This is a genomic window from Streptomyces achromogenes subsp. achromogenes (assembly GCF_000720835.1).
In the GTDB taxonomy this organism is placed as follows: Bacteria; Actinomycetota; Actinomycetes; order Streptomycetales; family Streptomycetaceae; genus Streptomyces; species Streptomyces achromogenes.
In genome coordinates, this window is the sequence record NZ_JODT01000029.1 from 105,130 (window position 1) to 124,928 (window position 19,799).

General features: G+C 71.7%; 16 protein-coding genes. 10 read left to right on the forward strand and 6 right to left on the reverse strand.

Annotated features, from left to right (window positions below):
- Positions 1 to 63 precede the first annotated feature (63 nt).
- The 4 genes from IH25_RS0127290 (at position 64) to IH25_RS0127305 (ending at position 6,684) form a co-directional block, all read left to right on the forward strand.
- Positions 64 to 1,872, forward strand: a complete 1,809-nt coding sequence (locus tag IH25_RS0127290) for an ABC-F family ATP-binding cassette domain-containing protein (RefSeq protein WP_030616030.1) — start codon at positions 64 to 66, stop codon at positions 1,870 to 1,872.
- A gap of 238 nt (positions 1,873 to 2,110) precedes the next feature.
- Positions 2,111 to 3,940, forward strand: a complete 1,830-nt coding sequence (locus tag IH25_RS0127295) for an outer membrane protein assembly factor BamB family protein (protein ID WP_030616032.1) — start codon at positions 2,111 to 2,113, stop codon at positions 3,938 to 3,940.
- A 76-nt stretch (positions 3,941 to 4,016) separates the two neighbouring features.
- Positions 4,017 to 5,822 carry an outer membrane protein assembly factor BamB family protein gene (locus tag IH25_RS0127300; RefSeq protein WP_030616035.1) on the forward strand — a complete coding sequence of 602 codons (1,806 nt, stop codon included), beginning with the start codon at positions 4,017 to 4,019 and terminating at the stop codon, positions 5,820 to 5,822.
- 175 nt (positions 5,823 to 5,997) lie between these two features.
- On the forward strand, positions 5,998 to 6,684 hold the full coding sequence (locus IH25_RS0127305; RefSeq protein ID WP_030616038.1) for a helix-turn-helix transcriptional regulator: 687 nt from the start codon (positions 5,998 to 6,000) through the stop codon (positions 6,682 to 6,684).
- A gap of 17 nt (positions 6,685 to 6,701) precedes the next feature.
- Here the strand turns inward: IH25_RS0127305 and IH25_RS0127310 are convergent, their stop codons facing one another.
- Both IH25_RS0127310 and IH25_RS0127315 read right to left on the reverse strand, forming a co-directional pair.
- Positions 6,702 to 7,022 (reverse strand): hypothetical protein, encoded by a 321-nt coding sequence (locus IH25_RS0127310; protein WP_030616041.1) that lies wholly within the window; start codon positions 7,020 to 7,022, stop codon positions 6,702 to 6,704.
- A 21-nt stretch (positions 7,023 to 7,043) separates the two neighbouring features.
- Entirely contained in the window at positions 7,044 to 8,735 is a 1,692-nt protein-coding gene (locus IH25_RS0127315; RefSeq protein ID WP_030616045.1) for a sodium:solute symporter family protein, read from the reverse strand.
- Between the two features lie 176 nt (positions 8,736 to 8,911).
- On the opposite strand from IH25_RS0127315, the gene galT reads away from it, so the two are divergent.
- The 3 genes from galT to galK are packed head-to-tail and all read left to right on the forward strand — an operon-like array spanning position 8,912 to position 12,086.
- Complete coding sequence (gene galT / locus IH25_RS0127320; protein WP_030616049.1) at positions 8,912 to 9,973, forward strand: galactose-1-phosphate uridylyltransferase; 1,062 nt, start codon at positions 8,912 to 8,914, stop codon at positions 9,971 to 9,973.
- Entirely contained in the window at positions 9,970 to 10,932 is a 963-nt protein-coding gene (galE, locus tag IH25_RS0127325) for a UDP-glucose 4-epimerase GalE (RefSeq protein ID WP_030616052.1), read from the forward strand. Before galT ends, galE begins: the two co-directional genes overlap by 4 nt.
- On the forward strand, positions 10,932 to 12,086 hold the full coding sequence (galK, locus tag IH25_RS0127330; protein WP_030616055.1) for a galactokinase: 1,155 nt from the start codon (positions 10,932 to 10,934) through the stop codon (positions 12,084 to 12,086). The genes galE and galK overlap by 1 nt, the downstream gene beginning before the upstream one ends.
- A 7-nt stretch (positions 12,087 to 12,093) precedes the next feature.
- Here the strand turns inward: galK and IH25_RS0127335 are convergent, their stop codons facing one another.
- Positions 12,094 to 12,546, reverse strand: a complete 453-nt coding sequence (locus IH25_RS0127335) for a GNAT family N-acetyltransferase (protein ID WP_030616058.1) — start codon at positions 12,544 to 12,546, stop codon at positions 12,094 to 12,096.
- A gap of 315 nt (positions 12,547 to 12,861) precedes the next feature.
- Between IH25_RS0127335 and IH25_RS0127340 the strand changes: the two genes are divergently transcribed.
- Positions 12,862 to 13,629, forward strand: a complete 768-nt coding sequence (locus IH25_RS0127340; protein WP_030616061.1) for a LuxR C-terminal-related transcriptional regulator — start codon at positions 12,862 to 12,864, stop codon at positions 13,627 to 13,629.
- Here the strand turns inward: IH25_RS0127340 and tamR are convergent.
- A complete protein-coding gene (gene tamR / locus IH25_RS0127345) occupies positions 13,588 to 14,085 on the reverse strand; it encodes a MarR family transcriptional regulator TamR (RefSeq protein ID WP_030616064.1) in 498 nt (165 codons plus the stop codon). The genes IH25_RS0127340 and tamR overlap by 42 nt on opposite strands.
- Positions 14,086 to 14,172: 87 nt before the next feature.
- Between tamR and IH25_RS0127350 the strand changes: the two genes are divergently transcribed.
- Positions 14,173 to 14,994, forward strand: coding sequence for a trans-aconitate 2-methyltransferase (locus tag IH25_RS0127350; protein WP_030616066.1), 822 nt, complete (start codon positions 14,173 to 14,175; stop codon positions 14,992 to 14,994).
- A gap of 67 nt (positions 14,995 to 15,061) precedes the next feature.
- On the opposite strand, the gene IH25_RS0127355 is transcribed toward IH25_RS0127350, so the two are convergent.
- Positions 15,062 to 15,739 (reverse strand): TetR/AcrR family transcriptional regulator, encoded by a 678-nt coding sequence (locus IH25_RS0127355; RefSeq protein ID WP_030616070.1) that lies wholly within the window; start codon positions 15,737 to 15,739, stop codon positions 15,062 to 15,064.
- On the reverse strand, positions 15,736 to 16,743 hold the full coding sequence (locus IH25_RS0127360; protein WP_030616073.1) for an acyl-CoA desaturase: 1,008 nt from the start codon (positions 16,741 to 16,743) through the stop codon (positions 15,736 to 15,738). Before IH25_RS0127360 ends, IH25_RS0127355 begins: the two co-directional genes overlap by 4 nt.
- Before the next feature lie 306 nt (positions 16,744 to 17,049).
- Here IH25_RS0127360 and ppc point away from each other — a divergent pair, with 306 nt between their 5' ends.
- Complete coding sequence (ppc, locus tag IH25_RS0127365; protein ID WP_030616075.1) at positions 17,050 to 19,782, forward strand: phosphoenolpyruvate carboxylase; 2,733 nt, start codon at positions 17,050 to 17,052, stop codon at positions 19,780 to 19,782.
- The last annotated feature ends 17 nt before the right edge of the window (positions 19,783 to 19,799 follow it).

Consider the following 19,799-nt stretch of genomic DNA (forward strand, 5'->3'; position numbering starts at 1 on the left):
CGCTAGAAGGCTGACCCACACGGTGGAGCCGCATGTCGATACCGCCCCGCGCACAGGAGTGAAATGGCCGTCAACCTGGTCAATGTCGAGAACGTCAGCAAGGTCTACGGCACCCGTGCCCTGCTGGACGGCGTCTCGCTCGGCGTGTCGGAAGGGGACCGGATCGGGGTCGTCGGACGCAACGGCGACGGGAAGACCACCCTCATCCGGATGCTCGCCAAGCTGGAGGAGGCGGACACCGGAAGGGTCACGCACTCCGGCGGGCTGCGGCTCGGCGTGCTCACCCAGCACGACTCCCTCGACCCCGCCGCCACCGTCCGCCACGAGGTGATCGGCGACATGGCCGACCACGAGTGGGCCGGCAACGCCAAGGTCAGGGACGTGCTGACCGGGCTGTTCGGCGGGCTGGACCTGCCGGGCTTCCCCAAGGGGCTGGACACCGTCATCGGACCGCTCTCCGGTGGTGAGCGGCGCCGGATCGCGCTGGCCAAGCTGCTCATCGAGGAACAGGACCTGATCGTCTTGGACGAGCCCACCAACCACCTCGACGTCGAGGGCATCGCCTGGCTCGCCGAGCACCTGCGCAACCGCCGCTCGGCGCTGGTGTGCGTCACCCACGACCGCTGGTTCCTGGACCAGGTCTGCACCCGCATGTGGGACGTGCAGCGCGGTGACGTGTACGAGTACGAGGGCGGCTACTCGGACTACGTCTTCGCGCGCGCCGAGCGCGAGCGGATCGCCGCCACCGAGGAGGCCAAGCGGCAGAACCTGGTCCGCAAGGAGCTGGCCTGGCTGCGGCGCGGCGCGCCCGCGCGGACCTCCAAGCCGCGCTTCCGGGTGGAGGCCGCCAACGAGCTGATCGCGGACGTGCCGCCGCCCCGGGACAGCAGCGAGCTGATGAAGTTCGCCTCCTCGCGGCTCGGGAAGACGGTCTTCGACCTGGAGGACATCACCCTCCAGGCCGGGCCGAAGGTACTGCTCAAGCACGTCACCTGGCAGCTCGGCCCGGGCGACCGGATCGGCCTCGTCGGCGTCAACGGCGCCGGGAAGACCTCGCTGCTGCGCGCCATGGCCGCCGCCGCCCGCACGGAGGGCGAGGAGCAGCCCGCCGGGGGCCGGATCACCGTGGGCAGGACCGTCAAGCTGGCCTACCTCTCCCAGGAGGTCGCCGAACTCGACCCCACCTGGCGGGTGCTGGAGGCCGTGCAGGCGGTCCGCGAGCGCGTCGACCTCGGCAAGGGGCGTGAGATGACGGCCGGGCAGCTGTGCGAGACGTTCGGCTTCGGCAAGGAGAAGCAGTGGACGCCGGTCGGGGACCTCTCCGGCGGCGAGCGGCGGCGGCTCCAGCTGCTGCGGCTGCTCATGGACGAGCCCAACGTCCTCTTCCTGGACGAGCCCACCAACGACCTCGACATCGAGACCCTGACCCAGCTGGAGGACGTCCTCGACGGCTGGCCCGGCTCGATGATCGTCATCTCCCACGACCGGTTCTTCGTGGAGCGGACGACGGACCGGGTGTTCGCGCTGCTCGGCGACGGCACCCTGCGGATGCTGCCGCGCGGCATCGACGAGTACCTGGAGCGGCGCCGGCGCATGGAGGAGGCGGTCGCCGAGCGGTCCGCCGCGGCGGCGCCCAAGCCGGTCACGGCGGAGAAGAGCGCCGCCGACCAGCGCGTCGCGAAGAAGGAACTCCAGAAGATCGAGCGCCAGTTGGACAAGATCTCCGAGAAGGAGGCGAAGCTGCACGCGCAGATCGCCGACAACGCCACCGACTTCACGAAGGTGGCCGAACTGGACGCCCGGCTGCGGGAGCTCGCCGGGGAGCGGGAGGAACTGGAGCTGCGCTGGCTGGAACTGGCGGAGGACGCCTGAGACCCGACCCGGCGCGCGGAGGGGGCGCGTGCTCCGGGTGAAGGGCGCGTGAAGACGCGTAACGACGACGTCACGGGCCGGTCCTCCCTTGGGAACCGGGGAGGGCACGGCCCCCTGCGCTGTCACCGCCGGGTGATAGAAAGAGCCGTCTGAAAATCGTCTGAACAGCGGCCCAGGGCCGTCCGTCGCGTGCTTCGGGGCGTGGCCGAAAGTCAGTGAACGAGGGGGAAGAGCGCTGATGACCCAGCCGCCCGACCAGCCGCCGCAGGGCGGGTTCGGAGCACCACAGGACCAGCCGCCGCAGCCGGGCGGCTTCGGCGCACCCCAGCCCCCGCCCGCCCAGGGCGGTTTCGGCGCGCCCCAGCCCCCGCAGGCTCCTCCGGCGCAGGGCGGTTTCGGCGCGCCCCAGCCGCCCGCCGCGCCCCCGCAGCCCCAGCCGGGCTACGGCTACCCGCAGCCGGGCCCCTACGGCGCCGCCCCGGGCCCCTACGGTCAGCCGCAGCCGGGCCCCTACGGGTACCCGCAGCAGGCGCCGCAGCAGCCGGGCCCGTACGGCGCCCCGCAGCCGGGCTACGGGCAGCCGCCGCAGCCGCCGTACCCGGGCATGCCCGGGGCCGCGCCCGGCATACCCGGGGCCCCGTCCGGCGGGCCCGCCACGAAGAAGAAGACGGCGCTGATCATCGGGTCCGCGGTCGCCGCGCTGCTCGTCATCGGCGGCACGGTGTTCGCGGTCACCGCGGGCGGCGACGACGAGGGCGGCGGCAAGAAGCCCGTCGCCCACGGCAGCGACGGCCCCGGGCACTCCGCCACCGCCTCGCCGACGGCCTCCGGCGGCGCGGACCCGGACCACCTCAACGACGGGCGCGGCCCCGGCGAGGCCAAGGTCCTCTGGTACGCGCCGCCCCCCGACGCCCCCAAGTCGGGGGCCGACGCGCCCGGCATGTGGGTCGCCGGCGACACGGTGGTCAAGGCCGCGTACAAGCAGGTCTTCGCCTTCGGCGCCGGGGACGGCCGCACCGCCTGGGGGCCGCTCGCCCTCCCCCAGAAGATCTGCGCGGTCACCCCGCACAAGTCGGCCGACGACAAGGTCGTCGTGGCGTACATGAGCGGCGCCGGCGAGCACGCCAAGTGCAACCAGCTCCAGCAGCTCGACCTGCGCACCGGCGAGAAGGGCTGGAGCGGCGAGGTCGCCGACGGCGGCCTGTTCGACAGCGCCCTCACCATCGAGCTGACGGTCAGCGGAAAGACGCTGATGGTGGGCCGTTCGCAGTCGGGCACGGCGTACGACATCGACAGCGGCAAGAAGCTGTACGACAAGAAGCGGTACGGCACGGCCTGCTTCCCGGCCGCCTACGCGGGCGGCACCGACCGGCTGATCCAGGTGTCCTCCTGCGGTGTCGGCGGCTCCGACGAGCACGAGGAGCTCCAGGAGCTGGACCCGGCCAGCGGCACCGTGCGCTGGACGCAGAAGCTCAAGAAGGGCTGGGAGGTCAGCCGTACCTACTCGGTCGACCCCCTCGTGGTCTATCTGACCAACCGCGAGAAGAAGACCTGGAACATCTCCACCATCACCGCGGACGGCAAGATCCGTTCGCAGGTCGCGGTGGACGAGAAGTTCGCCCCCCGCTGCGGCTGGGCGATCCTGGAGCGCGAGCTGCAGGGCTGCCAGGGCGTCGCGGTCGACGGCGACACGCTCTACCTGCCCACCGACGCCACCGTCAGCGCCAACGAGATCGTGGCCGTCTCCCTCGCCGACGGCAAGGAGAAGTGGCGGGTGAAGTCCCCGGGCGACCGGCCGATGTACCCGGTGAAGACCGAGGGCGGCAAGCTCATCGCGTACGTGCAGCCGTCGTACGACAGCGGCGGCCAGGTGGTGTCGGTGCCGACGGCCGGGTCCTCCCACACGACGACCGCGCTGCTGCGCAATCCGCGGGGCGCCGCCGGCGTGGAGGGCACCTTCTACGACGGTGTCCTGGACTGGACCGGCGGGCGGCTGTTCATCTCCGCGGGCCGGCTGTCCGGCGACGACGACTCCAAGGAGAAGCTGATCATGGCCTTCGGCGACTGAGCCGGGCGTCAGGTCCCGTCTTCCCGCGTCCCCTTTCGCCGTCCGCCCGCAGAGCGCCACCGAGGTACCCGTCGCCATGACCCAGCCGCCCCCACCGCCGCCCCACCAGCCCCCGCAGCCGCCGCAGCCGGGCTACGGCTACCCGCCACAGCCCCCGCAGCCGGGCTACGGCTACCCGCCGCCCCCGCCGGGGCCCGGTTACGGCCCGCCCGGCGCGCAGCCGGGCCCGTACGCCCAGCAGCCCCCGGCCCAGCCGGTCCAGCCCCCGGCCTACGGGGCCCAGCAGCCGCCCGCCGGTTACGCCCCCCAGCCGCACAACCCCTACGCCCAGCCCACCCAGCCCATGCAGGGGATGCCGCCGGGCTACGGCTATCCGGGCCCGGGGCAGCCGCCGACCGCGCCGATGACGCCCCGGCCGGTGCCGGGCGGCGGCCGGCGGAACACCACCCTGTTCATCGTGGTGGCGGCGGTCGTCGCCATCGCGCTGATCGTCGGCGGCGGCATCTGGTACGCCGGTTCCGCCGGGGACGACGGACACTCCCACGACCCCCTCTCCTCCGCCGGCCGGACCGGCGGGACGAGCGGCGGCTCCGGCGGCTCCGTGAGCGGGGGCGGCGGGGGCGGCAAGGAGAAGGCGCCGGACGACCCGGCCGCCAAGGTGCTGTTCAAGGTGCCGCTGCCCAAGACGGACGACACGGTCGTCACCTCCGGCTCCTGGCTGACCGACACGGTCTACGCCAAGAGCGGCATCGCGCAGATCACCGGCTACGACCCGGTCAAGGGCACCGAGCTGTGGACCATCAAGCTGCCCGGCCCGATCTGCGCGGCCAGCGACCATGTGAACGAGGACGGCCGGACGGCGGTCACCTTCCAGCCGAAGATGCCCCCGAAGGGCTCCTCCGCGGGGTGCAGCCAGGTCGCCGCGATCGACCTCGCCGCGGGCAAGCGGCTGTGGACGAAGACGGCCAACTCCGGTGACTACCCGGTCACCTTCCAGAATGTGACGGTCGCCCAGCACACGGTCGCGGTCGGCAGCACCGACGGCGGTGCCGCGTTCGACATCGACTCCGGCAAGGCGCTGTGGCAGCCCAAGGCGGGCGACTCCTGCTCCGACGCGGGGTACGGCGGCGGCGCCCGGCTGGTCGCGGTGCGCAAGTGCGGTGTGTCCGACAGCCGGAAGCTGCACATCCAGAACATCGACCCGAAGACCGGCAAGGTGATCTCCGAGTTCCGGATGCCCGACGGCGTCGAGTACGCGTCCGTCGTCTCCACCGACCCCCTCGTGGTCGCCGCCGACGTCGGCGACGCCGCGGGCGACGGCAGCGGTGTCTCGGACTACTTCTCCATCGACGACAGGACCGGCGCGCTGCTCGCCCGGATCGCCGCGCCCAGCGACACCTACGGGGGCCGCTGCGACGGCATCACCCGCGTCGAGGGCTGCGACCAGGTCGTCGCCGGCAACGGCAGGCTGTACCTGATGACCGAGTCGCACGACGGCAAGGCCGAGTACAGCCGGACGAACGAGATCGTCGCCTTCGACCTGCGCACCGGGAAGCCGACCGGGCAGCGCGCCGAGGCCGGCGACGGCTACACGCTCTCCCCGCTGCGCATGGACGGCGGCAACCTGCTGGCCTACAACGCGCCGCCGTACAACAAGGGCGGCCAGGTCGTCAGCATCGACGGCGGCACCTTCAAGGTGACCAAGCTGCTGGAGAACCCCGCCGAGCGCAGCGTGCACACGGCCGAGACCAGCCTGCTGCCCGAGTACGCCGAGGTGCTCTTCGGCAAGGGCCGTCTTTACATGTCGGCCCAGTTCGCCCACAAGCGCGACCGGACGTACGACCAGGAGTACCTGGTGATGGCGTTCGGCACGGACGGCTGACCGGCCGCCGGCGCCCTCGCCGGACTCGCCCGAACGAGTGAACTGCCCAGCGGTGCCCCGGATTTCATCGATCCGGGGCACTTCTCTTCTGGAGGGGCAGCGCGACGTCGAACAAGCGTGTAGCTTCCGGGGGCATGAAGCGCGGGGGTGCCGGGGGGACTGGGGGGTTTGCTCAATGGGAGTGCGGCTCGTGGTCGTCGACGACCATCGCCTGCTCGCGGAGGCGCTGGCGTCGGCGCTCAAGCTGCGTGGGCACCGGGTGGTCGCCGCGGCGGCACCGGCCGCGGGCGCGGCGGACCTGGTGATCGCGCGGGCACCCGAGGTGTGCCTGCTGGGCACGGCGGCACCGGCCGAGCCGGGCGCCTTCGACCCGGTGGTCAAGATCAAGCGGGAGCGTCCGCAGGTGGCGGTGGTGGTGCTCGGCCCGGTGCCGTCGCCGCGCGGCATCGCGGCGGCCTTCGCGGCGGGCGCGTCGGGGTACGTACGGCACGACGAGCGGATCGAGGGCGTCGAGCGGGCCATGATGAAGGCCCGCGCCGGGGAGGCGGCCATCGCCCCGCAGCTGCTCCAGGGCGCGTTCGGCGAGCTGCTGAACCCGGCCGCGCAGCCCGACGACGAGGCCCAGCGGCTGCTGGAGATGCTGACGCCGCGCGAGGTGGAGGTGCTGGTCCGGGTGGCCGACGGCGAGGACACCCGTCTGATCGCGGCGGGCATGGGCATCGCCCCCAGCACGGCCCGCACCCACGTCCAGCGGGTCCTGATGAAGCTGGGCGTCGGCTCCCGCCTGGAGGCGGCGGCCCTGGCCGCCCGCACGGGACTGCTGGAACGGGCCGGGCCACGTCGGAGCACGGGCCCGGCCTAGGCGCCTGAAGGGGCGCGCTACTTGGTGGGCTCCTCCTGCGCAGGCAGCACCGTGGGCCGCAGCTTCAGCCACGCCAGGAAGAAGATCCCCAGCAGCAGCATGCCGATCCCGGTCCACAGGTTGATGTTGACGCCCTCGGCCTTGTCGATCGCGGCCTGGGAGTCGGTGATCCCGGTGAGGGTGACGATGACGCCGTAGACCACGAACAGCCCGCCGATGATGCGGCGCAGATCGAAGATGCGGGCCGCCGTCGCGGACTTGGTCTGAAGCTCGGAGACCTCCCGCTGGACGTCGTGCTCGGTGTAGTGCTCCGGACGGTGCTCAGGGTGCTCGGTCATGGTTTCCTCGATCCTCCCGCGTCAGAACGAGAACGGGATGTAGCAGGCGGCGGCCAGGACGACCGCGCCCCAGCCCAGCAGGGCCGGCTTGCGGTACCACGCGTCGTCGCCCTCGGCGGGCGGCTCGGACATGCCCGGGGACCGGGTGCCGTAGACCAGGCCCTGGAGCTCCTGCGCCGGCTTCGGCTTGGTGAACAGGGACACCGCGATCATCACGACCGCGCCGGCGACGAATCCCGCGATCGCGGAGACGAAGTTGGCGCCCTGGTCGGAGGGGATGGAGATGACGCCCTTCTTGTAGAAGACGAAGTAGTTGATCATCGCCGCGGTGGTGCCGGCGAGCAGGCCCCAGAAGCCGGACTTGGCGGACGCGCGCTTCCAGAACATGCCGACGATGAAGACGACGAACATCGGCACGTTGAAGAAGGAGAACAGCGTCTGCAGGTAGCTCATGATGTTCGAGAACGAGGACGCGAGGAACGCGGTGCCGACGGAGGCGCAGACGCCGATCACGGTGATCAGCCGGCCGAACCGCACGTAGTACTCGTCCTCGCGGTCCCGCACCACGTACTTGGCCCAGATGTCGTTGGTGAACACCGTGTTGAACGACGACACGTTCGCCGCCATGCCCGCCATGAAGGCCGCCAGCAGACCGGTGACGGCGATGCCGAGCACGCCGTTGGGCAGCAGCTCCTGCATCAGGTAGGGAATGGCGTCGTTGTAGTCGAGCCCGGACTGCTTGCTGCCGATGTTCGGCACGAGCGCGGCGGCGACCAGGCCGGGGATCATCACCAGGAAGACGATGAAGATCTTCGGGAAGGCGGCGATGAGCGGGGTGCGCTGTCCGGCGGAGAGGTTCTTCGCGGACAGGGCGCGCTGCACCTCCGCGAAGTTGGTCGTCCAGTAGCCGAAGGAGAGCACGAAGCCGAGGCCGAGGACGATGGTGAGCCAGTTGGCGCCGAGCGGGTTGGCGTGTCCGATGCCGGTGCCGCCCCAGGCCGTGGTGAAGTCGGCGCCGTGCTGCGCGGTGAGCTTGTCGGTCAGGCCGTTCCAGCCGCCGACCTTCTTCAGGCCGAGCACGGTGATGGGGATGAGCGCGGCGAGGATCACGAAGAACTGGAGCACCTCGTTGTAGATCGCCGAGGACAGGCCGCCCAGGGTGATGTAGCCGAGCACCAGGGCGCCGGCGACGACGATGGCGACCCACTGCGGCCAGCCGAGCAGGGCCTCGACGACGAGCGCGAGGGCGTAGAGGTTGACGCCGGCGATCAGCACCGCGGCGAACGCGAAGAGGGCGGAGCTGAGCAGGTGGGCGGCCTTGTCGAAGCGCAGCAGCAGGAACTCGGGGACCGAGCGGACCTTGCTGCCGTAGTAGAAGGGCATCATCACCAGGCCGAGGAAGACCATGGCGGGGATGGCGCCGATCCAGTACCAGTGGACGGTGTAGGCGCCGTACTGGGCGCTGTTGGCCGCCATGCCCAGGATCTCGGTGGCCGCCAGGTTCGCCGAGATGAAGGCGAGGCCGGTGATCCAGGCGGGCAGCGAGCGTCCGGAGAGGAAGAAGTCGAGGCTGGTCTTGACGGAGCGGCGGGCGGCGAGACCGATGCCGAGGACGACGACGAAGTAGATCGCCAGGATCGTGTAGTCCAGCCAGTTGGTGGGGAGCCGTAGCTCCGCCGCCAGGGGGGTGGGGGCGTATGGGGGGGTTTGCATGAGCACTCGCTTCGTTGCGCGAACTGATCCAAGCGGAACCTACGCCGCCGTGTTCGTTATTTGAACACTTTGCCTGGTGTTCTTTGTTTGATTGTGATCGAGCCGCCCTGTGTCGAGTTGTGGTCTGTTATGTTTGATTGTGTTGAGTAACGGAGTGGGACGTGGAGGAATCCGGCGTGAAGAAGACCTCGACCCGGCTCGCCGACGGTCGTGAGCTGATCTACTACGACCTGCGGGACGACACCGTGCGCGACGCGGCCGACCGGCGTCCCCTGGACCGTACGGTCACCACGTCCGAGGTCCGCCGCGACCCGCTGCTCGGCGACGCCGTCGCCATCGCCTCGCACCGCCAGGGCCGCACCTACCACCCGCCGGCCGACGAGTGCCCGCTGTGCCCCACGCACGGCGACCGGCTCAGCGAGATCCCGGACTCCTCGTACGACGTCGTCGTCTTCGAGAACCGCTTCCCCTCCCTCGCCGGCGACTCCGGCCGCTGCGAGGTCGTCTGCTTCACCTCCGACCACGACGCCTCCTTCGCCGACCTCACCCCCGAGCAGGCCCGCCTGGTGCTGGACGCGTGGACGGACCGCACCGCGGAGCTGTCCCATCTGCCCTCCGTCGAGCAGGTGTTCTGCTTCGAGAACCGCGGCGCCGAGATCGGCGTCACCCTGGGCCACCCGCACGGGCAGATCTACGCCTACCCCTTCACCACCCCGCGCACCGCGCTGATGCTCCGCTCGCTCGCCGCCCACCAGGACGCCTCCGGCGGGGAGAACCTGTTCGACGCGGTCCTGGAACGCGAACTGGCCGGCGAGCGGGTCGTCCTGGAGGGTGAACACTGGGTGGCCTTCGTGCCGTACGCGGCGCACTGGCCGTACGAGGTCCACCTCTACCCCAGGCGCCGGGTGCCCGACCTGCTCGCGCTGGACGAGGCGGCCCGCACGGAGTTCCCCCAGGTGTATCTGGAACTCTTGAAGCGGTTCGACCGGATCTTCGGCGAGGGTGAGCCTCCGACGCCGTACATCGCGGCCTGGCACCAGGCCCCGTTCGGCACGCTGGAGGAGTTCGACGGCGTGACGCGCGACGACTTCGCGCTCCACCTCGAGCTTTTCACCATCCGCCGCACTTCCGGCAAACTGAAGTTTCTCGCGGGCTCCGAGTCCGGCATGAGCGTGTTCATCAACGACGTGCCGCCGGAGCGCGCGGCCGAGCGACTGCGAGAGGTAGCGAGTTCATGAAGTACCTGGTGACGGGTGGCGCCGGATATGTCGGCAGCGTCGTGGCCCAGCACCTGCTGGAGGCCGGGCACGAGGTCACCGTCCTCGACAACCTCTCCACCGGCTTCCGCGCCGGGGTGCCCGCCGGGGCCGCCTTCATCGAGGGCGACATCCGCGACGCCGCCAAGTGGCTCGACCCCTCCTTCGACGGCGTGCTGCACTTCGCGGCGTTCTCGCAGGTCGGCGAGTCGGTGGTGAAGCCGGAGAAGTACTGGGACAACAACGTCGGCGGCAGCATGGCGCTGCTCGCCGCGATGCGCGAGGCCGGCGTGCGCAAGCTGGTGTTCTCCTCCACCGCGGCGACCTACGGCGAGCCCGAGCAGACCCCCATCCGGGAGACCGCCCCGACCCGGCCCACCAGCCCCTACGGCGCCTCCAAGCTCGCCGTCGACCACATGATCACCGGTGAGGCGCACGCCCACGGCCTGGCCGCGGTCTCCCTGCGCTACTTCAACGTGGCCGGCGCCTACGGCGCCTACGGCGAGCGCCACGACCCCGAGTCGCACCTGATCCCGCTGGTCCTCCAGGTCGCCCAGGGCCGCCGCGAGGCCATCTCGGTCTACGGCGACGACTACCCGACCCCCGACGGCACCTGCGTGCGCGACTACATCCACGTGGCGGACCTGGCCGAGGCCCACCTGCTGGCCCTGGGCGCCGCCGCCCCCGGCGAGCACCTGATCTGCAACCTCGGCAACGGCAACGGCTTCTCCGTGCGCGAGGTCATCGAGACCGTCCGCGAGGTCACCGGCCACCCGATTCCCGAGGTGGCCGCGGAGCGCCGGGGCGGCGACCCGGCGGTCCTGGTCGCCGCCGCGGACACCGCCCGCGAGAAGCTGGGCTGGAACCCGTCCCGCGCGGATCTCGCGGGCATCGTCGCGGACGCGTGGGAGTTCGCGCAGAGCATCACGAGGGAGCACTAGTGGGGGCACAGCAGGTCGCGGACCGCTTCGCCGAGCTGTACGGGGCACGGCCCGAGGGCGTCTGGGCGGCGCCGGGCCGGGTCAACCTGATCGGCGAGCACACCGACTACAACGACGGCTTCGTCATGCCGTTCGCCCTGCCGCACCAGGCGGTCGCGGCGGTCTCCCGCCGCACCGACGGCGTCCTGCGCCTGCACTCGGCGGACGTCGAGGGCGGGATCACCGAGCTGCGCCTGGACGGCCTCGCGCCCGGCGGCGACCACGACTGGACGGCCTACCCGGCGGGCGTGGTCTGGGCGCTGCGCGAGGCGGGCCACGAGGTCACCGGCGCCGACGTCCACCTGGCGTCCACGGTCCCGACCGGCGCGGGCCTGTCCTCCTCCGCCGCCCTGGAGGTGGTGATCGCGCTCGCCCTGAACGACCTGTACGACCTGGGTCTGAAGGGCTGGCGGCTGGCCCGGCTGTGCCAGCGCGCCGAGAACGTCTACGTCGGCGCGCCCACCGGCATCATGGACCAGACGGCGTCGGCCTGCTGCGAGGCCGGCCACGCGCTGTTCCTGGACACCCGTGACCTGTCCCAGCGGCAGATCCCCTTCGACCTCGCGGCGGAGGGCCTGCGGCTGCTGGTGGTGGACACCCAGGTCAAGCACGCGCACAGCGGCGGCGAGTACGGCAAGCGCCGGGCCGGCTGCGAGAAGGGCGCGGCCCTGCTCGGCGTCGACGCCCTGCGCGACATCCCGTACGACGGCCTGGACGCGGCCCTCGCCCGCCTCGGCGACGAGGCGGACGTCGTCCCCCTGGTCCGCCACGTCGTGACGGAGAACGAGCGGGTGGAGCGCACGGTCGCCCTGCTGCGGGCCGGCGACCCCCGCGCCATCGGCCCGGTCCTCACCGAGGGCCACGCCTCCCTGCGCGACGACTTCCGCATCTCCTGCCCGGAGCTGGACCTGGTGGTCGACACCGCCCTGGCCGGCGGCGCCCTGGGCGCCCGGATGACCGGCGGCGGCTTCGGCGGCTCCGCGATCGTCCTGGCGGAGGCGGCGGACGTCGACACCCTGACGAAGTCCGTCGAGGAGGCCTTCGCCGCGGCGGGCTTCACCGCCCCCCGCGTCTTCGAGGCGGTCCCGTCGGCGGGCGCCCGGCGGCTCGTCTGACCCCTCGTCAGCCCAGGCGTTTGGTCAGGGTGTACTCCGTGATCCCCGGCGGGTAGTCGGGGATCACGCACACCACCTCGTAGCCCTGCCCGCGGTAGAAGCCGGGGGCCTGGAAGTCCCAGGTCTCCACGCGGGCGGCGGTGCAGCCGCGGCCGGCGGCCAGCCGTTCGGCCTCGGCGAGCAGGCGGGAGCCGAGGCCCGTGCCGCGGTGCCGGGTGTCGACCCACAGGTAGGTGACGTGCAGCCAGGTCGTCCAGGTGTGGCCGACCAGCCCGCCCGCCAGGCCGCCGGCGGCCTCCAGCCCCCATACGTGCAGCGGGGCCTCGCGTTCGCCGGGGGTGCCGCGCAGCGCGGCCAGCACCGGGGACGCCGCGGTATTGGTGTCCCGCAAGCGTGAGCGGAGCAGATCGCGTCGTGCCTTGTCGACTTCCGTCTCGATACGAAACATGCGGCACACCATAAACGTGCCGGTGGGTCAGTTCTGCAAATCTCCTTCCGCTGCGTGCCCGCATCCGTACTCTGTGGAACAGCACCGGTGGGGGCCGGTGCCGCTCAGGGGGCGAGACACGCGGGTACGGCGCCCGCGGTCGGGGGTGGCAGTCTTCGCGACGGCGGCGGCCGTGCGGCGTCTCGCCCCTGTCCGCCGGTGTCGTGCCCGTGCCCGTCGTCGTTCTCCGGACGTTTCTCCGGGCCCGTCCCGGAAGCCGGCTCATTCCGGAGCTTTCCGGACCTTGGACATCCCCTGCTCCACGCGGAGCCCGGGGAAGGGGGTTACGTGGTTCGTATCCGAGTCCTGGTCGTCGACGACCACCGCATCTTCGCCGAGTCGCTGGCCGCCGCCCTGGCCGCCGAACCGGACGTCGACGTCTTCGCGGCCGGCAGCGGCCCGGCCGCGCTGCGCTGCCTGGAGCGGGCGGCCGGCGAGGGCCGCCGCTACGACGTGCTGCTGGTCGACGCCGACCTCGGCGGCCCCCCGCCCGGCGCCCGCCCGGCCGTGCCGGTGCGCGACGGCCAGGAGGAGGGACTGGTCGACGGCATCTCCCTGGTCGCCGGGGTGCGCACCGCCCAGCCCGGCGTGCGGACCGTCGTCCTCGCCGACCGGGACGACCCGCGCCGCGCGGCGCTCGCCCTCCAGGCCGGCGCCTCCGGCTGGGTCGCCAAGGACTGCTCGCTGTCCCGGCTGCTGACGGTGATACGGGGCGTGCTGCGCGACGAGACGCATCTGCCGCCCGCGCTGCTCACCGGGGTGCTCAAAGAGCTGACGGCGGCCCGCCGGCACCGCACCGAGAGCGAGCGGCTGGTGGAGTCCCTCACCCCCAGGGAGCGGGAGGTGCTGCGCTGCATGGTCGCCGGGCTGGGCCGCAAGGCGGTCGCCGAGCGGCTGTTCCTCTCCCCGCACACCGTCCGCACCCATATGCAGAACGTCCTCGGCAAGCTGGGCGTCCACTCCACGCTGGCGGCCGTCGCGCTCGCCCGGCGGGCCGGGGTGGGGCCGGTGGACCTAGCCGGGGATGTTGTCGAACGGGGCGGTCAGCTGGCGTAGCAGCCCGGCAAGTTCCGCTCGCTGGGCCCGGGACAGCTCGGCGAGGATCGCCCGCTCCTGCTCCAGCAGTCCCGCCAGCGCCTGGTCCGCGCGGTCCCGGCCCTCGTCGGTCAGCCGGACCAGTACGCCCCGGCGGTCGCTGGGGTCGGGCAGCCGCTCCACCAGGCCCTTCTTCGCCAGCCGGTCGATACGGTTGGTCATCGTGCCCGAGGTGACCAGGGTCTGTGTCAGCAGCTGGCCGGGGGAGAGCTGGTACGGCGTGCCCGCGCGCCGCAGCGCGGTCAGCACGTCGAACTCCCAGGGCTCCAGCTGGTGCTCGGAGAAGGCGAGCCGGCGGGCCCGGTCCAGATGCCGGGCGAGCCGGCTCACCCGGCTCAGCACTTCCAGCGGCTCCACGTCGAGGTCCGGGCGCTCCCGGCGCCACGCTGCGACCAGCCGATCGACCTCGTCCTCCATGGAGATCAGTGTAGTGGTTGTGTCGACATGAAGTCTCTTGATGTCGAGCATCTTGATATCGAGTTACCTTGCGGGGACAGTGGATCCATGACCACCCCCCGCTGGGACCCCGCCCAGTACCTCCGCCACGCCGGTCACCGGGCCCGCCCCTTCGCCGACCTCCTCGCCCGGATCCCGCGCCTGCCCGGTGACCCGCCCCGCATCGTCGACCTCGGCTGCGGCCCCGGCAACGTCACCGCCCTGCTCGCCGGGCGCTGGCCCACCGCCCGCGTCACCGGCTACGACAACTCCCCCGAGATGCTCGACCGGGCCCGCGCCGACCACGAGGGGCCCACGGCGGGCGGCGGCCGGCTCGACTTCGCCCACGCCGACGTCCGCACCTGGACGCCCGGGGAGCCGCATGACCTGATCGTCTCCAACGCCACCCTCCAGTGGGTGCCGGGCCACGCCGACCGCTTCGCGGACTGGGTCGCCGCCCTCGAACCCGGCGGCGCCCTCGCCTTCCAGGTCCCCGACAACCTCGACGCCCCGCTGCACACCCTGCTGCGCGACCTCGCCGCCGCCCCCCGCCGGCGCTCCCGCCTCGCCGGCGCCGTACGCGCCACCGGCTCCGTGCACAGCCCCGGCTTCTACCTGGACCGCCTGGCCCGCCTGGGCTGCGCGGCCGACGTGTGGCAGACCACCTACCAGCACGTCCTCCAGGGCGAGGACCCGGTGCTCGACTGGGCGAAGGGCACCGCGCTGCGGCCCGCCCTGACCGCGCTCGCCGACGACCCCGAGGCGCGCGAGGAGTTCCTCACCGAGTACCGCGCCCTGCTCCGTACCGCCTACCCGAGCGCCCCCTACGGCACGGTCCTGCCGTTCCGCCGTCTGTTCGTGGTCGCCGTGAAGGGGGCGCGCTCTGCGTGAACAGGCCGGCCTGGGGGGTCCTGTGAAGCGGCTGCTCCGAGGGGGTGCTGTGAACTCGGTTCACGGGCTATGCCTTGCGGTGACCTATCAACCGCGGCTTCGGCTCCAGGCCGTCCAGGCCGTGCCACGCCAGGTTCACCAGATGCGCCGCCACCTCCGCCTTCTTCGGCCGGCGCACGTCCAGCCACCACTGCCCGGTCAGCGCCACCATGCCGACCAGCGCCTGGGCGTAGAGCGGGGCGAGCTTGGGATCGAAGCCCCGCGACTTGAACTCGCGGCCCAGGATGTCCTCCACCTGGGTGGCGATATCAGAGATCAGGGACGCGAAGGACCCCGTGGACTGCGGGATGGGCGAGTCACGGACCAGGATGCGGAACCCGTCCGTGTACTCCTCGATGTAGTCCAGCAACGCGAACGCCGCCTGTTCGCACAGCTCACGCGGATGGCCGGCGGTCAGCGAACCGGTGACCATGTCCAGCAGGCGGCGCATCTCCCGGTCCACCACCACCGCGTACAGCCCTTCCTTCCCGCCGAAGTGCTCGTACACCACCGGCTTGGACACCCCGGCCTTCGCCGCGATCTCCTCCACCGACGTGCCCTCGAAGCCCTTCGCCGCGAAAAGGGTGCGACCGATCTCCAGCAGCTGCTGGCGGCGCTCGGCACCGGTCATACGGGTCCGGCGGGTCCGCCGCTGCTTGTCGTTGCCTGAGGTGCTGCTGGAGTCGGTCGCCACGGCGTCAATCATGCCGCCTCGGCGGATTCCCTCCGGCGCCGGGAGCCGCCATCCTCGGTGTTCCGCCGCGAATCGATACGCGAGCGTGACGGCCAGCGCACGTCATACGCCCAGCCCAGCTGCTCGAACCAGCGGATGAACCGCGCCGAGGAGTCCAGCTGGCCGCGCATCACCCCGTGCCGCGCCGAGGTCGGGTCGGCGTGGTGCAGGTTGTGCCAGGACTCGCCGCAGGACAGGATCGCCAGCCACCACACGTTGCCCGAACGGTCCCGCGACTTGAACGGCCGCTTGCCCACCGCGTGACAGATCGAGTTGATCGACCACGTCACATGGTGCAACAGCGCCACCCGGACGAGTGAACCCCAGAAGAACGCGGTGAACGCGCCCCACCACGACATCGTCACCAGACCGCCGATCAGCGGCGGCAGCAGCAGCGACACCAGCGTCCACATCACGAACTGCCGGGAGATCGCCCGCATCGCCGGGTCCTTGATCAGGTCCGGGGCGTACTTGTCCTGCGGGGTCTGCTCCTCGTCGAACATCCAGCCGATGTGCGCCCACCACAGGCCCTTCATCAGCGCCGGAACCGTCTCCCCGAACCGCCACGGAGAGTGCGGGTCGCCCTCGGCGTCGGAGAACTTGTGATGCTTGCGGTGATCGGCCACCCACCGCACCAGCGGGCCCTCCACCGCCATCGACCCCATGATCGCCAGCGCGATCCGCAGCGGTCGCTTGGCCTTGAACGAGCCATGGGTGAAGTACCGGTGGAAACCGATCGTGATGCCGTGGCAGCCGAGGAAGTAGAAGAACACCAGCAGGCCCAGATCGAGCCAGCTCACCCCCCATCCCCAGGCCAGCGGCACCGCCGCCAGCAGCGCCAGGAACGGCACGGTGATGAAGAGCAGCAGGGTGATCTGCTCGATCGAACGCTTCTGCTCACCGCCCAGCGTGGCGGAAGGAGCAGGTGTGTCGGTGGCCTCACGGGCCTCGTGGATCACATCGGAGCTTGAGGTCATACGCGTCCCCTGTGGGGTCGAGAGTCGAGTCGGATGCCGGGGGCCGCCGGGACCGGACGGGACTCGACGGTACTTCCCTACGGTTCCGTAACCTACGGCATCGTAAGTATGGCAGCGTGTCATGTCGCGGCAAGAGCCCCAGACCCTGCGCCTCCACATCGCCACCTATCCTTGGAACCGGTCGGACAGCGCGGTCCGCTGAAGTTTCCTTCCCGGACGTCACGGCCCCTATGCGGCGCCCCGCCGCGCGGTGGCCGGCCGGGTTCCCCGCCAGCCGAGCTTCAACACTGCAAGGAGCCGCAACCTGTGAGCAGTGCCGACGACCAGACCACCACAACCAGCAGCGAGCTGCGCGCCGACATCCGCCGGCTGGGCGACCTCCTGGGCGAGACCCTCGTCCGGCAGGAGGGGCCCGAACTCCTCGAACTGGTCGAGAAGGTCCGCCGCCTCACCCGCGAGGACGGCGAAGCCGCCGCCGAGCTGCTGCGTGGCACCGAACTGGAGACCGCGGCCAAGCTGGTCCGCGCCTTCTCCACCTACTTCCACCTCGCCAACGTCACCGAGCAGGTGCACCGCGGCCGCGAGCTGCGCGCCCGCCGTGCCGCCGAGGGCGGCCTGCTCTCCCGCACCGCCGACCGGCTCAAGGACGCCGACCCCGAGCACCTGCGCCAGACCGTGCAGAACCTCAACGTCCGCCCGGTCTTCACCGCCCACCCCACCGAGGCCGCCCGCCGCTCCGTCCTCAACAAGCTGCGGCGCATCGCGGCCCTCCTGGACACCCCCGTCCTCGACTCCGACCGCCGCCGCCACGACGTCCGCCTGGCCGAGAACATCGACCTCGTCTGGCAGACCGACGAGCTGCGCGTCGTACGCCCCGAACCCGCCGACGAGGCCCGCAACGCCATCTACTACTTGGACGAACTGCACGCCGGCGCCGTCGGCGACGTCCTGGAGGACCTCACCGCGGAACTCGAGCGCGTCGGTGTCAAGATCCCCGACGACACCCGCCCGCTCACCTTCGGCACCTGGATCGGCGGCGACCGCGACGGCAACCCCAACGTCACCCCCCAGGTCACCTGGGACATCCTCATCCTCCAGCACGAACACGGCATCAACGACGCCCTGGAGACGATCGACGAACTGCGCGGGCTGCTCTCCAACTCCATCCGCTACACCGGAGCCACCCAGGAGCTGCTCGACTCCCTCCAGCAGGACCTGGAGCTGCTCCCCGAGATCAGCCCCCGCTACAAGCGCCTCAACGCCGAGGAGCCCTACCGGCTCAAGGCCACCTGCATCCGGCAGAAGCTGGTCAACACCAAGCGGCGCCTCGCCAAGGGCACCCCGCACGAGGACGGCCGCGACTACCTCGGCACCGCCGAGCTGCTGAAGGACCTCAGGATCATCCAGGCCTCCCTGCGCGAACACCGCGGCGGCCTGTTCGCCGACGGCCGCCTGGCCCGCACCATCCGCACCCTGGCCGCCTTCGGCCTCCAGCTCGCCACCATGGACGTCCGCGAACACGCCGACGCCCACCACCACGCCCTCGGCCAGCTCTTCGACCGGCTCGGCGAGGAGTCCTGGCGCTACGCCGACATGCCCCGCGAGTACCGGGCCAAGCTCCTCGCCAAGGAACTGCGCTCCAGGAGGCCGCTCGCCCCCAGCCCGGCCCCCGTCGACGCCGCCGGGCAGAAGACCCTCGGCGTCTTCCAGACGGTCAAGAAGGCCCTGGAGGTCTTCGGCCCCGAGGTCATCGAGTCCTACATCATCTCCATGTGCCAGGGCGCCGACGACGTCTTCGCCGCCACCGTCCTCGCCCGCGAGGCCGGCCTGCTCGACCTGCACGCCGGCTGGGCGAAGATCGGCATCGTCCCGCTGCTGGAGACCACCGACGAGCTGAAGGCCGCCGACACCATCCTGGAGGACATGCTCTCCGACCCGTCCTACCGGCGCCTGGTCGCGCTGCGGGGCGACGTCCAGGAGGTCATGCTCGGCTACTCCGACTCCTCCAAGTTCGGCGGCATCACCACCAGCCAGTGGGAGATCCACCGCGCCCAGCGCCGGCTGCGCGACGTCGCCCACCGCTACGGCGTCCGGCTGCGCCTCTTCCACGGCCGCGGCGGCACCGTCGGCCGCGGCGGCGGCCCCTCCCACGACGCCATCCTCGCCCAGCCCTGGGGCACCCTGGAGGGCGAGATCAAGGTCACCGAGCAGGGCGAGGTCATCTCCGACAAGTACCTCATCCCCTCCCTGGCCCGGGAGAACCTGGAACTGACGGTCGCGGCCACCCTGCAGGCGTCCGCCCTGCACACCGCGCCCCGCCAGTCCGACGAGGCCCTCGCCCGCTGGGACGCGGCCATGGACGTCGTCTCCGACGCCGCCCACGCCGCCTACCGCCGCCTGGTCGAGGACCCGGACCTGCCGACGTACTTCCTCGCCTCCACGCCGGTCGACCAGCTCGCCGACCTGCACCTGGGCTCCCGGCCCTCCCGCCGCCCCGGCTCCGGCGTCTCGCTCGACGGCCTGCGCGCCATCCCGTGGGTGTTCGGCTGGACCCAGTCCCGGCAGATCGTCCCCGGCTGGTTCGGCGTCGGCTCCGGCCTGAAGGCCCTGCGCGAGGCCGGCCTGGACACCGTGCTCGACGAGATGCACCAGGAGTGGCACTTCTTCCGCAACTTCATCTCCAACGTCGAGATGACCCTCGCCAAGACGGACCTGCGGATCGCCCAGCACTACGTCGACACCCTCGTCCCCGACCAGCTCAAGCACGTCTTCGACACCATCAAGGCCGAACACGAGCTGACCGTCGCCGAGGTCCTGAAGGTCACCGGCGAGAAGGAACTGCTGGACGCCCAGCCCGTCCTCAAGCAGACCTTCGCCATCCGCGACGCCTACCTGGACCCCATCTCCTACCTCCAGGTCGCCCTGCTCAAGCGCCAGCGCGAAGCGGTCGCGGCCGGCGTCGACCCCGACCCGCTGCTCTCCCGCGCCCTGCTCCTCACCGTCAACGGCGTGGCGGCGGGCCTGCGCAACACCGGCTGACCAGCCGCTGATCAGCC

Excerpts from the sequence above, each read along its gene's own strand:
- galE (WP_030616052.1), top strand. The coding sequence starts at position 9,970 with ATGAAGTACCTGGTGACGGGTGGCGCCGGATATGTCGGCAGCGTCGTG.
- IH25_RS0127350 (WP_030616066.1), top strand. The coding sequence starts at position 14,173 with ATGACCACCCCCCGCTGGGACCCCGCCCAGTACCTCCGCCACGCCGGT.
- IH25_RS0127360 (WP_030616073.1), bottom strand. The coding sequence starts at position 16,743 with ATGACCTCAAGCTCCGATGTGATCCACGAGGCCCGTGAGGCCACCGAC.
- IH25_RS0127315 (WP_030616045.1), bottom strand. The coding sequence starts at position 8,735 with ATGCAAACCCCCCCATACGCCCCCACCCCCCTGGCGGCGGAGCTACGG.
- IH25_RS0127300 (WP_030616035.1), top strand. The coding sequence starts at position 4,017 with ATGACCCAGCCGCCCCCACCGCCGCCCCACCAGCCCCCGCAGCCGCCG.
- IH25_RS0127290 (WP_030616030.1), top strand. The coding sequence starts at position 64 with ATGGCCGTCAACCTGGTCAATGTCGAGAACGTCAGCAAGGTCTACGGC.
- IH25_RS0127305 (WP_030616038.1), top strand. The coding sequence starts at position 5,998 with ATGGGAGTGCGGCTCGTGGTCGTCGACGACCATCGCCTGCTCGCGGAG.
- tamR (WP_030616064.1), bottom strand. The coding sequence starts at position 14,085 with ATGGAGGACGAGGTCGATCGGCTGGTCGCAGCGTGGCGCCGGGAGCGC.
- IH25_RS0127295 (WP_030616032.1), top strand. The coding sequence starts at position 2,111 with ATGACCCAGCCGCCCGACCAGCCGCCGCAGGGCGGGTTCGGAGCACCA.
- IH25_RS0127310 (WP_030616041.1), bottom strand. The coding sequence starts at position 7,022 with ATGACCGAGCACCCTGAGCACCGTCCGGAGCACTACACCGAGCACGAC.
- IH25_RS0127355 (WP_030616070.1), bottom strand. The coding sequence starts at position 15,739 with ATGATTGACGCCGTGGCGACCGACTCCAGCAGCACCTCAGGCAACGAC.
- IH25_RS0127335 (WP_030616058.1), bottom strand. The coding sequence starts at position 12,546 with ATGGTGTGCCGCATGTTTCGTATCGAGACGGAAGTCGACAAGGCACGA.